Here is a 14,766-nt window from a genome sequence, read left to right as displayed (position 1 = left end):
CTATGAAGAAAACGAATTAATATTGACACATAAGTGTTTGTCTTCTCTATCGACGCAGCTCACATGATATGTTATCATGATAAACTGATAACGTGTTACCGAACTAAAGCACATGTTACAATGTGTTATCTACTAGGGGGATTAGAGAGATGAAGAGAAAAGGAATATTCGTTCTATTGGTAGTTATGGCTATTGCTGTGATAGCAGGCTGCTCCAGTTCTGGAGGCAATGATGGTAAGCTGGTGATCGGTATTGATGATAAGTTTGCCCCTATGGGCTTTAGAGATGACAATAATGAAATTGTCGGTTTTGATATTGACTATGCGAAAGCGGCAGCTGAGAAAATGGGCAAAGAAGTGACCTTCCAGCCGATTGACTGGTCAGCCAAGGAATCGGAGCTGAACAGCGGACGTATTGATATGATCTGGAACGGGTACACCATTACGGACGAGCGCAAGGAGAAAGTGTTATTCACCAAACCTTATTTGGAGAACAGTCAAGTTGTTGTTGTGCTTGCAGATTCGCCGCTGTTGAAGCTGGCAGATCTGGCCGGAAAAAAAGTGGGACTACAAAGTCTTTCGTCAGCTGCTGATGCCCTGGATGCCAGCCCGATTAAGGCAGAACTTAAAGAGGTATCCGAATTTACGGATAATGTGTTAGCTTTGACGGATCTGAAGTCGGGACGCCTGGATGGTGTCGTCATAGATGAAGTGGTGGCAAGATATTATATGTCCAAGGAGCCAGACACTTACAAACTGTTGGATGAATCGTTAGCTCCTGAGCAATACGGTGTAGGGATTAAGAAAGGCAATGAAGCCCTGCTGACTGAGCTGCAGAAGGCTCTGGATGAACTGAGCAGTGACGGAACGGCTGCTGAAATTTCAACAAAGTGGTTTGGTGAGAACAAAGTACTTAACTAGATTGTTTCCTTTAGGAGTCAGGTGAAAACATGGATATTGACTATATTATTAAGATTTCCGGACCGATGCTGGAGGGTGCGCGGACGACCGTATTGCTATTCCTGATAGTGATATTACTGTCCATTCCGCTCGGGATGCTGGTCACACTGATGGCCAAAAGTGCCATCAAGCCGCTGGCCTGGATTGCACAAAGCTATATTTACGTCATGCGCGGAACTCCACTTTTGCTGCAGCTGCTGTTCTTCTGCTTCGGCCTGCCGCAGATTCCCGTCATTGGACAGTATCTGGTGATGGACCGTTTTGTTGCAGCCTGCCTGGGTTTTATTCTTAATTATGGTGCTTATTTTGCCGAAATCTTCCGCGGTGGGATGCTCTCGATTGATAAAGGTCAACATGAAGCAGCCAAGGTTCTCGGACTCAGCAAATGGCAGACCCTCCGTAAGGTGATTCTGGCCCAAATGTTCCGGGTGGCACTGCCTGCGGTAGCGAATGAATCGATCACTCTGGTGAAGGACACTGCTCTGCTGTATGCCGTAGCCGTACCTGAACTGTTGAATTTCGCGAAGACGGCGGTGAACCGTGATTTTACGGTGACTCCTTTTGTAGTGGCCGGCGTAATTTATTTATTGATGACACTGGTGCTTACGCTATTCTTCAAGGCACTGGAGAAACGTTTCAAATTTGAGTAGAAGGACTGTTTGGCTATGAGTAGGATGATTGAAGTACAGCAATTGCAGAAATCTTTCGGCAGTCTCGATGTGCTAAAAAAGATTACATTTGACGTTAACCCTGGCGAAGTCGTTGCGGTGATCGGACCTTCTGGCTCCGGCAAAAGCACCATGCTGCGCAGTCTTGTGCATCTTGAGGAGGTTACCGGTGGAAGCATCTTTATCCACGGCAAGCCGCTCGTTGAGGATGGGAAATACGCCAGTGGTGCCGACATTAGAGAAATCACCTCGACCATGGGCATGGTATTTCAGCACTTTAATCTGTTCCCGCATCTGACTGTCAGGGGCAACCTGGAGCTTGCACCTAGAACGCTGAAGCGTGAGAGTATTGAGGCGATAACTTCCAAAAGTATGGAGCTGCTCTCCAAGGTAGGTCTTGCTGACAAAGCAGACGTATATCCCTCCATGCTGTCAGGCGGACAGAAGCAGCGGGTGGCTATCGCCAGAGCACTGATGCTGAATCCGGACATTCTCCTGTTTGACGAGCCGACGTCGGCGCTTGATCCCGAACTGACCGGTGAGGTGCTGCGTGTCATCCGTCAGCTTGCGGAGGAGAATATGACGATGATTATCGTCACCCATGAGATGAACTTTGCCCGCGATGTGGCGGACCGTGTATTCTTCATGGACAATGGGGAAATTGCCGAATCGGGAACTCCAGAGGAGATTTTTGGCAATCCGCAACTAGAGCGGACCCGGACCTTTCTGAATCAGGATTAGATGAAATGGAATTAGAAGAGTGCACAGCGGAAGCTGTGCGCTTTTTTTTGTTCGGTGAAGGTTCTTATGGTTTTGACAGCAGGCTTAGGAAATGAGAAAATAATGTTTTATCCATGGAGAATTAATAAAGCACATTTGGAGGCATATTAATGAATCAGCGTTTTCGTATTACCCGATCCATGCAAGAAAACAATGGGGAGCACAGCATCTCCTTGGAAGAGTGTAAACAATACTTTGCATCCATCTCTGACTTTTCGTACTCGCAGGTTCTTACGATTCAAGGAGCAGATAGCACGATGTCTATCGACGGAGATTTTTTTATGTGGAAATCTGGAGGTATGGAGATTCCTTTCCGCCTTTATATGGGAGATTTATATGTAGCGGTATCCAATGAAGCTATTGTTCCCAAAATGATTGAAATTGCAACGGATCTGCGGGCGGATATAGTGGAGGGGTGAACCTAGAATCAATCAGTGAAGTATAGTGCATAACAAGAAGGCATACGCTCAAGTGGCGGATGCCTTTTCGTTGTTTCCTGGAGATTAAATATGGGAGACAATTATTTAAAGATTCAGTCCTCTTTAGGGGAATCAGCAGTTAAATACTCACAGTTAAAACCTGTAAAAACCGCATGGGAATCAGGGGTATCTCCAACCGCATACAATCCGATCAGTACACCTGTAAATCCTCCTGCTACTTCTGAAGAAAGGTATCTGGTTTGCGCAGCTCCAAGGAAAGTTTCTGTACCCTTGATCTGAACATAAAAGCGATAGTGAGTTGGCGTAGATTTGATAATCAATGTAGCCTGATTAGTTTGCTCCAGAACCAATGCTTTTTCAATGGATTTAATGTCTCCGATATTTAGGCGTTCAATGACTTCGTATCCCTGTTGTTGTCCACGCAGTGCCAGATCATAATGGTGGTTTTCGTCCATATACACAGTAATGCCGGCTTCGCCGCTGGTAAGGCTGACTTCGCATGTAATTACCGCATTGAAGTCCTTTTGACGGATGCCTATGAAGGTTGGGGATGCCGGCAAATCCAGCGATACTCCGGTTCCCTGCAGCTTAATCTTATCGGCTTCTAACTGATAATGCTCCTTAGCCGGATGACGCAGATAAACCCAGTCCAGGTTCCAATCTGTGTTCTCGAAGTTAAAGACCTTTTTCTCCTGTTGGCTGACTGTGTCCGCGATCCGATCCGTCTCGAAACTTAACAGAGTAGTACCTTGGTGACCCGCCGTAAACCATCCGTCTTCGCCAAAGGTGATCGGGGTCAGGAATACTTCACGTCCCAAGTGGTGATAAGTAAGATATTGACCGGTCTGACGGAAACCCAGATGCAAGAGCCACCAATTCCCTTCGTGGTCCTGAATCAGATCACCGTGGCCAACGCCTTGGAGCTCATAACCCCCTAAGTTCCGATTGGTCAAAACAGGATTATTGGCATAAGCTTCGAACGGGCCGGAAGGTGAATCACCCCGCGCATAAGTAACCATGTGGCCATATTCGGTCCCGCCTTCAGCTGCCATCAGATAATATCTTCCGTTTATTTTGTATAGATGAGGGCTTTCCAGATAGCGGCCGCCCGAACCTTGCCAGACAGAACGGCTTGGTGACAGTTTGCGTCCGGATTCAATTTCAATTTTGCATTGGACAATCCCGGGGATACCATAATCGTCAGTTCCATTGCTCATGAAATATGATTTACCGTCTTCAAAATATAAATCCGGATCGATGCCCCCTTGATCGACATTAATCGGTTCAGACCATTCCCCGTAAATATCATCCGTCCAGACATAGAAGTTCTGATGAGTAGTGTCATTGGTGGTGGTCATGTAGAACCGGCCGTGGTTGTATCGCAGAGTGGGGGCAAAGACCCCTCCAGAGCTACCCACACTGTCCAATTGAATCTGGCTCTTCCGGGTTAGACAATGACCGATTTGGGTCCAATTAATCAGGTCCTGACTTTCGAAAATCGGAACGCCGGGGAAATACTGAAACGAACTGCATACCAGATAATAGGTACTATCTACTTTGCATACGCTGGGGTCAGGATAAAAGCCTTTGATAACCGGATTGTTGTATCTCATAAGATCCACCTCATAATAAATTCATATATATATGATTTCAATCAATTGATTGCTATAAGAATTAAACACTATTGATCAATTACTTTCAATAGAAGTAGGTTTAGGGTTTGTAGTATATTTAATGAAATAATATATATGTGATTTCAGTAGATATTCGTCAGGAGAAGATGTCCATGCTAAAAGCGAACGGGGAACCGAAATATATTGCATTATATGAAGCGCTGGCTAGTGAAGTCAGGTGGAGAATTATGGATTTGATTGCCGGCAGTGAAATGAATGTCAAAGACATCGCGTCAAAGCTGGAACTGAGCCCTTCCATCGTCACCATGCACATTCGCAAACTCGAGCAGGCCGAATTAATCGGGAGCCGCAGGGTTCGGATAGACGGAGGAACGCATAAAATGTGTTTCCTCAAGCAAAAAAGCATCGAGATCGAGCTGCCCTCCGCCAACCGAACTTCGAGGATCAGAGAACAGACGATTTCAGTCGGTCATTATACCGCTTTTGATGTTCATCCTACCTGCGGGCTTGGCACCCATGAGAAAGAAATCGGAGTCTGGGACGATCCGCGCTATTTTCTCGATCCCGAGCGGGTTCAGGCTGCCATTCTGTGGTTTGGAAAAGGCTACGTAGAATATAAAACGCCTAACTACTTGCTTCCTGAGCAAACCCCAGAGGCTATCGAAATTTCCATGGAGATTGCTTCTGAAGCCCCAGGTCTGCGAGATCATTGGCCATCGGATATCCGGTTCACTTTTAACGGTGTAGCACTTGGAATATGGACAAGCCCGGCAGACTTCGGAAGAGCCGCGCGTGGCATCTATACACCAAAGTGGTGGCATCGAAATGTGAACCAATACGGATTATTGAAGACGATTCGCATTGATGCTTCAGGTACGTATATAGATGGAGAGTGGATGTCGGATGTGACTATTGTTGATATCAAGTTAAAAGAACAATTCTGGACACTTCGTTTTGCGGTTGAAGAGGATTCCGTAAATGTAGGGGGATTGACGCTCTATGGAGCGGGATTCGGCAATCATGACCAGGATATTGTGATTCGTGTATACCTTAGCGAGTGATGGCTGATAATGAACAAATTCATTAATTCCATTCATTAATGAACAAATCGGATGGTTTTAACAATAGGCAAGCCCTTTAATTTCTTTATAATAATAGACGCGAATACCTAAAGAGGGTAAATCTATAATAGAGCCTAAAACCATCAATCTATCCATTGAAAGAAGGAATCCATCATGAAAAATGAACAGCTCAGCAATAGTACTATTTTTCCGTTAGGGGAGAAGGTGAAAACAAACTTTACAGGTGACGCCTATCTGCAAATGGTGTTTACAGATCCAGCACCACTAAATACCGCGATCGGAAATGTAACCTTTGCTCCGGGGGGCCGTAACAACTGGCATGCTCATCAGGTTGGACAAGTCCTGTTAGTCACCGGCGGCAATGGCTGGTATCAGGAAGAAGGCCAACCCGCCCGTGCACTCACAACAGGTGATGTAGTCAATATTCCGCCTCACGTGAAGCATTGGCATGGTGCCACAAAGGACAGCTGGTTTGTTCACCTGGCCATGACCCCAGGACCCACGGATTGGTTTGAACCGGTCGATGATGAATGGTATGAGAAACTGTAGGAATGTACGTAACGGAATTGGAGGTTTGATCTGTGGAATATGTCAAATTTGGCAATACTGGTATGGACGTCTCGCGGATATGTCTGGGTTGTATGAGTTTTGGAGATGTGCTGCCAGGAGGGCATCAATGGGTGCTTAATGAGGAAAACAGCCGTCCAATCATCCAAAAAGCTCTGGAACTCGGAATCAACTTTTTTGATACAGCGAATGTCTATGCAAACGGAACCAGTGAAGAGATTATAGGACGGGCATTGAAGGATTATGCCGACCGGGATGAAATTGTGCTTGCCACTAAGGTCTGGGGACGTATGCATCAAGGACCAAACGGTGGGGGGCTTTCCCGAAAGGCCATTATGAGCGAAATCGACAAAAGCTTGAAGCGGCTAGGGACTGATTATGTAGATCTATATATCATCCACCGCTGGGACTACAATACGCCAATCGAAGAAACCATGGAAACGCTACACGATGTTGTGAAGTCCGGAAAAGCCCGATATATCGGTGCTTCTGCCATGTACGCTTGGCAATTTCAGAAGGCTTTGCATGTAGCAGAGAAGCATGGCTGGACGCGTTTTGTATCCATGCAGAATCATCTTAATCTGATCTACCGTGAAGAGGAAAGGGAGATGATGCCGCTCTGTAAAGATCACAAAATTGCGGTGACTCCTTATAGTCCACTTGCATCAGGAAGACTGATCCGTAATGGTTCAGAAAGCACACACCGATCGGATACCGATCTGATTCAAAAAGCAAAATACGATTCTACAGCAGAAGCAGACCGGTTGATCGTTCAGCGTGTAGCGTCACTTGCAGACAAGCTTGGCGTTCCCCATATTCATATTGCGCTTGCCTGGCTGCTGCAGAAGGAATCTGTGGCTGCTCCTATTATAGGCGCAACGAAGCTATCTCAACTCGAAGATGCAGTAGGTGCTCTGTCGGTGAAATTAACACCTGAAGAAATTTCATTCCTTGAAGAACTATATATTCCGCATCCAATAGTCGGTGCTCAGTAATACAGCGACATGCTTCCTTATCAGAACATGAATGAACTCAGCCCGGGAATGCCATCCTAAGGATGTAGTATACATCTCAGTTTCCCGAGGAGGATTCTTGTATGGCTCACCAGATGAGAAGAAAAGAAGCAGCCTGGAAGTCACGAAAGCAAGATCAGCACCCCCATGGTAAAATCAAATCGCTTAAGACCTTGTCCAGCGAATATGATGAGAAGCATACTGCGTTTTAAGAATAAGAAAGACTGTCGGACTAATATGCCGGCAGTCTTTCTTCATTGAATCTGCTCAGAACTCGCTCCTTGTAAAATGGTGGTCACACTTCCATTTAACCCAGGGGCGATTTTTTTATAAGAATTGCAATGACTAGATTATGCTATACCTATGACTTGAAAATGAAGGTATAGCAAAGTGGAATTATACTACAATGTGAAGTGAACAGAGGATTGGCATCTGTATTAATAACTGACAGGAGTGCGGATTCATGAAATATACCAATCCCGTAATACCGGGTTTTCATCCTGACCCGAGTATTTGCCGTGTTGGCAGCGATTACTATTTAGTCACAAGTTCGTTTGAATATTTTCCCGGTGTTCCTATCTTTCACAGTAAAGACCTGGTTCATTGGCGGCAGATCGGTCATTGTCTCACCACAAAGCAGCAACTTCCCCTAACGGGTGCATGGAGTTCAGGTGGAATCTACGCACCGACACTCCGTTACCACAACGGCTGGTTTTATATGGTGACTACCAATGTCAGCGGGGGCGGGAGTTTTTTTGTCAAGGCTCAGAACCCTGAAGGCCCCTGGTCGGAGCCTGTGAAAGTTGCCCAGGGCGGCATTGATCCTTCTCTATTGTTCGACGATGACGGCCGTGTATATCTCCAGTCTCCAACTACTGGCGCTGAAGGGGATGGCATTTATCAATGTGAGATCGATATGGAGACCGGCGACAGACTGTCAGAGAGCCGCTTGATTTGGAAAGGTACTGGTGGTGCTCATCCTGAAGGGCCTCATTTATACAAAATCCATGGGCAATATTATTTGATGATCGCCGAAGGGGGAACCGAATATGGCCATATGGAGACGATTGCAAGAAGTGATCATCCTTATGGCCCCTTTGAACCTTGCCCTAACAATCCGATTTTAACGAATAGAAGTATGTCAAACGGTATATATGCAACGGGCCATGCCGATTTAATTGAAGCTCATGACGGTTCATGGTGGGCGGTGTGCCTAGGAATAAGAACGGTATCCTACCCTATGGGACATCACCTGGGAAGAGAGGTTTTTCTGGCACCCGTGAGCTGGACATCTGATGGTTGGCCTATCGTAGGCAATGGCACCCATATCGAGCCTGTGATGGATGCTCCGAAGCTGCCCCAAGTGTTATGGCCGGAAAAACCGCCCAGAGACGACTTTGAAGATACCCAGCTGGATATGAGATGGACATTCTTGCGTAACCCTGTGGAGGGCAGCTGGTCTTTGACGCAGCGACCGGGTTATCTTGTCTTGCTTGGACAAGCGGCAACCTTAAATGAGGCCCTGGCTCCTGCTTTTGTAGGTCGCCGCCTGTGTCACTTTTCCTGTACAGTGGTGGCTAAGCTCGAATTCGATCCTCAGCACGACGGAGAAGAAGCGGGGTTAACGATGTACATGGACGAAAAGCATCATTACGATCTGGCTGTAAAATTCATTCAGGGCCGCAAGCAGCTGATCTTCCGCCGGACAGTCGGCTCCATGCAGATGGTGGAGCAGCGTGAATGTCCTGAAGGAGCCATTGAGCTGCAGTTTCAAGCGCAACCCGAAAGATTCGTGGCATCGTTCCGTTCTTCACAGTCTGGCACCATAGAAATGGGATGGGGAGAAACACATCTTCTCTCTACCGAAGTCGCTGGCGGTTTTGTTGGTGTAATGGCAGCTATGTATGCTACCTCAGATGCGGAGAATCCCACCCCTGCGCTATATGACTGGTTTCACTATGAGCCAATCGAATAGGTTCTGTGGAATGTGAAGCTCCTTCTGCCTGAACAAGCCTTAATGTTCAGAGAATACCGGATGCTGCTGTGATTCTTGCATCTTACGAAATGCTTTTGGAGTCATGCCGTAGCTTTTTTTGAATTGGCGTGTGAGGTAGTTGCTATCGTTAAAACCGCACTCGTAAGAAATATCCGTAATGGAACGATTGGTTTGCTTAAGCAGTGTGCAGGCCCGTTCCAAACGCAGCCGGTGCAGATAAGCAATGGGTGTGGTCCGGTAATACGACTGGAAGATCCGGTTTAAATGTCTGACGGAAATATCCGCTTTGGATGCAATCTCCTCCAGTGCTACTTGATCCAGGTAATGATCCTCGATGTAAGAGATTGCACTGGCCAGATGCATCAGACTGTTGGCTACGCCCTTCTCCTGATGATCGTATTGCCTGGACAGGTACACCACAAGCTCCATGAACCGGGAAGCAAGCATGGTCTGATAACCTTGTTGCTTCGCTTCATATTCTTTGATCATAACTGATACCAGCGCTGTAACATATTCAAGGCTTGCAATGGACATGTTCAATTTGCTTTTGTACGTATTGATGCTGCGATAGAAAGGTTCCAGAATGAAAAGTGCCTGATAACCATCTAGGGAGCGCAGATCCTGTCCGGCAGACTTCAACATATCCGGCTTGTACATTACATTACAAATTTTGAATTCGTGCGGGGCTTTGTAGGCATGATGGGTCCCGCCGTTCAAGACAAATACATTGCCTTTCTTGATAAAAGATTCCTCATTGTTAACGATATGTGTAGCATGACCATTCAATACGATGACCAGCTCAGAGAAATCCACATGTTTATGAAGGGACATTTCTTCATCATGTCCTCCGTACTGAATGAAAAATGGAAACTGCTCATCGGTTGTGAACCAGTTAAGATAGACATCACTCAAATGAAAGCACCCGCTCCGTTATTAATCATGTCTATATTATGCTATTTTGTGACTTGATAATCAAGGTTTTCACATGGATCAGAAGTTAAAATAAAGACGAAAACAGGCACGATTAATTTACCTAAAGGGGGATAATATCACCATGATTCAAAAATTGCCCAAGACATTCGGAATAGCACTTTTAGCAAGTGCGCTCCTTCTATCGGCAGGCTGCAGCAGCACAAAAAATAATTCTGCTAACACCGCAAATGACAGCAACAGCAGCAGCGATACCGCTCCGGTAACATTTTCATTCTTTGGAGCTGATGCCAATCCGAACTGGAATAAAATGCAGGATGATGTAGGTAAAGAGATTACTGCGAAGACCGGAGTTACCCTGGATGCCGAATTTGATGTGGGCAGCGGCGGTGGAGACAAGATCTCATTAATGGCTGCCAGCGGAGATTACCCGGACATGATTTACGCCAAAGGAGAGCTCGGCAAACTGGTGGATGCAGGAGCAATTATCGATCTGACTGATCTTATCGACAAGTATGCACCAAATATTAAAAAGGTCATGAGTAAAGATATGAACCGGATGAAATACAGTAAAGACGACCAGGCCATATACTCGATTCCAACTAACACAGGTGTGGATCAGCAGTATTTTGATGTCACGAGCGGATTTGAAGTTCAGCTCCGTGTGCTCAAAGAGTTAGGTTATCCGGAGATCAAAACGGTTCAAGACTTTGAAAGCGTACTCAAGGAGTATGTGTCCAAACATCCGACAACCGATGGACAACCTACCATTCCGCTTTTGTTAAATGCAGATGGCTGGAAGAGTATGATTACCGTAACCAATCAAGCCGCAGCGACTACCGGGGGTGCAGGTGATGGTGAGTACTACGTGGTACCGGAAACGTATGAAACCATGCTGCATTACAAACGTCCGGAAGAAAAGGATTACTTCCGCTGGCTGAATCACATGTATAACGAAGGACTGCTGGATAAAGATTCTTTTGTGCAAAAGGATGATCAGTATAAATCCAAAATCTCCAGCGGACGCGTACTCGGTCTCACTTCTGTGGAATGGGAATATTCAGATGCAGAAAATGCACTGAAATCAGCTGGTAAAGATGAATACACATATGGTCATTTTCCAGTGACATTGGGTGAGCAGTATAAAGATAATACCCTTCAGGCCATTGGGGTGGACGGTTATGGTATCAGTATCACTACTGCCTGCAAAGACCCTGTCCGTGCCATCAAATTCATAGACTGGTTGTCCTCTGAGGAAGGACAGGTGTTACGAAATTGGGGGATTGAAGGCAAACAATATACAATAGAAAACGGAGTGCGTGTGATTCCGGAAGAGATCCGCAATCAGAAAGTGAATGATGCCGCTAATTTCGGGAAACAGACAGGCATCGATATGTATTCAGCCTTTGGTGTCCGTTACGGAGACGGCGTCAAAGATTCAACAGGCAACTACTATACGACCAACTTCCCGGAACAGATCATTGCCAGCTACTCGGATGCTGAGAAGGAAGCTTTAGCGGCTTATAAAGCAACCACGTGGAAGGATCTGTTCCCGGCCGAAAATGAATTTCCTGTCAAAGAATGGGGGGCACTGTATAATATGCAGGTTCCGACAGATGGGGATTATCAGGTCATTTACCAAAAAACACAGGACATTGTCCACAAACGTATTCCGGAAGCCATTCTCGCAACACCAGCAGACTTTGACAAAATATATGATGCATTCATTCAAGAATTGAACAAAGTTGGAGCAGAGAAAATGGAGAAGGAATATACAGAGCTGGTTAAAGCAAGAGTATCACTCTTTACCGGCAAGGATATAAAATAATAGTTAAACGTATAAAGGTCCTTACCTACTTGAGGTAAGGGCCTTTATGTCTGTATTCAGGATAAGAATGCTTTGACGGATAGATTTCATTGGCGTATGATAAACGTATCAAATAAATTTGATTTGACGAGGTCTAACTATGAATACAGAGCAATCGCAATTGTTTAGTAATTACGAACAAAAGTTTAAGGCACTGGCTGATCAGAAGCGATTAGCGATTTTGTATGAAATCAAAAAACAATCTGAAGTGTGTGTATGTGAGCTGGAAGGGATCGTAGATCTTCCCCAATCCAAGTTGTCTTATCACCTTAAGTTATTGCTGGATGCAGATTTACTTAAGTGTCGTAAGGAAGGTCGCTGTAACTATTACAGTATCAATGAGAAGGCGATCAAATATCTTTTGCCGGATGATGTTTGTTGTATCTTTTACCCTCCCACGGTATAAAAGGGAGTTGAATTGTTCTATCCATCAAAATAATTTGATGAGATTCTGATGAAGCAAAGGAAGGTATTTAAGATGGTGTTGCTAAATTCTGATTATATAAATTACGTTATCGCTAACCATTTAACTCAAGAAATTTTTAAGGGACGGTTTGGGCTTGAAAAAGAGAATGCGCGTGTCGATAAACATGGGAATCTCGCATTAACACATCACCCTAAAACATTTGGCTCCAAAATGGATAATCCCTATATCCAAACCGATTTTTCGGAAAGCCAGGTGGAGATGATCACTCCCGCATTCCATTCCGTTGAGGAGACCTATTTGTTCCTGGAGGCGCTGCAAGATATCGTAACGCAAGAATTGTCCGGTGAGTATTTGTGGACCAGCAGTAATCCCCCCGCTTTGCCTCCAGAAGAGGATATTCCTATTGCCCAGATGAATGATCCTTTAGAAGATGCGTACAGAAATAAGTTAGCGGGCAAGTATGGGAGAAAGAAGCAGTTGCTCAGCGGAATCCACTATAATTTTTCGTTCGATGAGGGTTTTCTGCAAAAGCTCTATGAAGCTGTACCAAGTAAAACCGGTTTTAAGCAATTCAAGGACGATTTATATTTCAAGGTAGCACGGAATATTCTGAAATATCGCTGGTTACTGATTTATTTGACCGGTGCCAGTCCTGTTTTTAATAAAACCTATGTAGATCGATGTGTATCCTTAAGCGATCAGTTGGATGACGAAAGCCATTTCTTTCCCAATATGAGTTCACTGCGCAATAGTATTTGCGGATATCGAAATGAAAAACCTATATATGTATCTTTTAATTCAATGGATGAGTATGTCCGGGATTTGAGAGAATTGGTCATTTCGAAGGAATTACTCAGTGTCAAAGAATTTTATAGTCCTATTCGTATGAAGCCGGCTAAGGGTGATCATCCCATGCAATCGCTTCTGGAAGACGGTGTAGCTTATATAGAATTACGTATGTTCGATTTAAACCCGCTTTATAAGAACGGGATCAGTCTGCAGACTATGAAATTCATCCATTTATTTCTTATCTATGTGATGCTGAAGCACGATGAACCCTTCACTAAACAACAACAGCAGCAAGCAGATATGAATGTGGATACCCTTATGTTCAAAGGACTTCAAGGGGAACTGCTGGATGACGGCAGTGGGGTAAGCATGAAAGAAAAGGCCATAGCTATCCTTGATGAAATGCAAGCAATGATAAAAGCACTCCAACCCGACGACTCGTCGTGGATTCATATACTTAATTATCATAGAGACATCCTGCACAATTCCGACCACAGTTACGCATCCATCGTCAAATCAGAAATACAATCTTCTTCTTATCTGACTTATCACTTAAATAAAGCGAAGCAATATGCACAAGAAAGTTGTGCGGCAGGATACCAGTTCGTTGGCTATGAAGATTTGGAATTGTCGACACAGCTATTACTAAAAGCAGCGGTTAAGCGCGGAATTAGCTTTGAGCTCATTGATCGTGATGAGAATTTTGTTGTCCTTAAGAAGGGGGATCATCTGGAATATGTGAAGCAGGCAACGAAAACATCCTTAGATTCATACAGTACAGTACTAATCATGGAGAATAAGATCGTTACCAAGAAGGTGCTGAAACAGCATGGAATTCGGGTTCCTGCTGGTGCAGCTTATGGCAGTCAACAGGATGCCTTGCTGGATTATGAAGTTCATCGGGATAGAGCAATCGTAGTAAAACCGAAATCGACGAATTTTGGCTTGGGCATCACTATATTCACCAATAGCTATACTATAGAAGATTATAAGCAAGCTATTGATATGGCCTTTGCTCATGACCGGACGATCCTAGTTGAGGAATTTGTAGCAGGACAAGAATATCGTTTCCTGGTTATGGGAGATGAAGTAGTAGGGATACTGCACCGTGTACCTGCCAATATAGTAGGGGATGGGGTGCATACAATCGAAGAACGGATTCAGCAAAAAAACAAAGATCCGTTGAGGGGGAAAGGGTATAGAACCCCGCTAGAACGGATTCAATTAGGCGAACCGGAAAGGTTATTTTTGAAAAACCAGTCCATGAGCGCATTAGATATCCCAAGATTAGGTGAAGTAATCTACTTAAGAGAAAACTCCAATATCAGCACGGGAGGGGACAGTATCGATTGTACAGATGACATTCCAGAAAGCTATAAACAGATAGCTGTGCGGGCTGCTAAAGCTGCTGGAGCTACATTTTGTGGAGTCGACATGATGATTAATTATATTAACGAAGAGGCAAGCGAGGAGAATTATAGTATTATCGAAATTAACTTTAATCCGGCCATTCATATTCATTGTTATCCATATCAAGGTATAAATCGAAGAGCAGACGATAAGATCCTTGATTTATTATTCGGACCGCCCATGGAAGCATGAGGAGATCCGGTA

14 protein-coding genes are annotated in these 14,766 nt (G+C 44.9%); 12 read left to right on the top strand and 2 right to left on the bottom strand.

From position 1 onward, the window contains the following. Nucleotides 1–149 precede the first annotated feature (149 nt). The 4 genes from AC0MA3_RS02360 (at nt 150) to AC0MA3_RS02345 (ending at nt 2,826) form a co-directional block, all read left to right on the top strand. Nucleotides 150–920 (top strand): amino acid ABC transporter substrate-binding protein, encoded by a 771-nt coding sequence (locus tag AC0MA3_RS02360; RefSeq protein WP_379152327.1) that lies wholly within the window; start codon nt 150–152, stop codon nt 918–920. Between the two features lie 29 nt (nt 921–949). Next, entirely contained in the window at nt 950–1,609 is a 660-nt protein-coding gene (locus AC0MA3_RS02355) for an amino acid ABC transporter permease (RefSeq protein ID WP_379152330.1), read from the top strand. Nucleotides 1,610–1,624: 15 nt separating this feature from the next. Then, on the top strand, nt 1,625–2,368 hold the full coding sequence (locus AC0MA3_RS02350; RefSeq protein WP_379152333.1) for an amino acid ABC transporter ATP-binding protein: 744 nt from the start codon (nt 1,625–1,627) through the stop codon (nt 2,366–2,368). A 149-nt stretch (nt 2,369–2,517) separates the two neighbouring features. Continuing rightward, entirely contained in the window at nt 2,518–2,826 is a 309-nt protein-coding gene (locus tag AC0MA3_RS02345; protein ID WP_379152336.1) for a hypothetical protein, read from the top strand. Between the two features lie 113 nt (nt 2,827–2,939). On the opposite strand, the gene AC0MA3_RS02340 is transcribed toward AC0MA3_RS02345, so the two are convergent. Then, the gene (locus tag AC0MA3_RS02340; protein WP_379152338.1) at nt 2,940–4,460 is read right to left on the bottom strand and encodes a glycoside hydrolase family 43 protein; all 1,521 of its coding nucleotides are present in this window, start codon (nt 4,458–4,460) and stop codon (nt 2,940–2,942) included. Between the two features lie 173 nt (nt 4,461–4,633). Here AC0MA3_RS02340 and AC0MA3_RS02335 point away from each other — a divergent pair, with 173 nt between their 5' ends. From AC0MA3_RS02335 to AC0MA3_RS02315, 5 genes are all read left to right on the top strand, one after another. Next, on the top strand, nt 4,634–5,542 hold the full coding sequence (locus tag AC0MA3_RS02335; protein WP_379152341.1) for an ArsR/SmtB family transcription factor: 909 nt from the start codon (nt 4,634–4,636) through the stop codon (nt 5,540–5,542). Between the two features lie 174 nt (nt 5,543–5,716). Further along, complete coding sequence (locus AC0MA3_RS02330) at nt 5,717–6,112, top strand: cupin domain-containing protein (RefSeq protein ID WP_379152345.1); 396 nt, start codon at nt 5,717–5,719, stop codon at nt 6,110–6,112. A gap of 32 nt (nt 6,113–6,144) precedes the next feature. After that, nucleotides 6,145–7,125, top strand: coding sequence for an aldo/keto reductase (locus tag AC0MA3_RS02325; RefSeq protein WP_474655042.1), 981 nt, complete (start codon nt 6,145–6,147; stop codon nt 7,123–7,125). Between the two features lie 101 nt (nt 7,126–7,226). After that, nucleotides 7,227–7,355, top strand: coding sequence for a DUF6254 family protein (locus tag AC0MA3_RS02320; RefSeq protein ID WP_379152351.1), 129 nt, complete (start codon nt 7,227–7,229; stop codon nt 7,353–7,355). 251 nt (nt 7,356–7,606) lie between these two features. Continuing rightward, entirely contained in the window at nt 7,607–9,118 is a 1,512-nt protein-coding gene (locus AC0MA3_RS02315) for a glycoside hydrolase family 43 protein (RefSeq protein WP_474655041.1), read from the top strand. A 39-nt stretch (nt 9,119–9,157) separates the two neighbouring features. On the opposite strand, the gene AC0MA3_RS02310 is transcribed toward AC0MA3_RS02315, so the two are convergent. Beyond that, nucleotides 9,158–10,051: a helix-turn-helix domain-containing protein gene (locus AC0MA3_RS02310; RefSeq protein WP_379152357.1), complete on the bottom strand. Its 894-nt coding sequence runs from the start codon at nt 10,049–10,051 to the stop codon at nt 9,158–9,160. Between the two features lie 142 nt (nt 10,052–10,193). On the opposite strand from AC0MA3_RS02310, the gene AC0MA3_RS02305 reads away from it, so the two are divergent. The 3 genes from AC0MA3_RS02305 (at nt 10,194) to gshAB (ending at nt 14,754) form a co-directional block, all read left to right on the top strand. Further along, nucleotides 10,194–11,897: an ABC transporter substrate-binding protein gene (locus AC0MA3_RS02305; RefSeq protein ID WP_474655040.1), complete on the top strand. Its 1,704-nt coding sequence runs from the start codon at nt 10,194–10,196 to the stop codon at nt 11,895–11,897. A 139-nt stretch (nt 11,898–12,036) separates the two neighbouring features. After that, on the top strand, nt 12,037–12,342 hold the full coding sequence (locus tag AC0MA3_RS02300; RefSeq protein ID WP_474655039.1) for an ArsR/SmtB family transcription factor: 306 nt from the start codon (nt 12,037–12,039) through the stop codon (nt 12,340–12,342). 72 nt (nt 12,343–12,414) lie between these two features. Continuing rightward, nucleotides 12,415–14,754 carry a bifunctional glutamate--cysteine ligase GshA/glutathione synthetase GshB gene (gene gshAB, locus AC0MA3_RS02295; protein WP_474655038.1) on the top strand — a complete coding sequence of 780 codons (2,340 nt, stop codon included), beginning with the start codon at nt 12,415–12,417 and terminating at the stop codon, nt 14,752–14,754. Nucleotides 14,755–14,766: the final 12 nt, after the last annotated feature.

It is taken from the genome of Paenibacillus sp. LS-5 (assembly GCF_056121505.1).
This window is presented reverse-complemented; position numbering and strand designations above follow the sequence as displayed.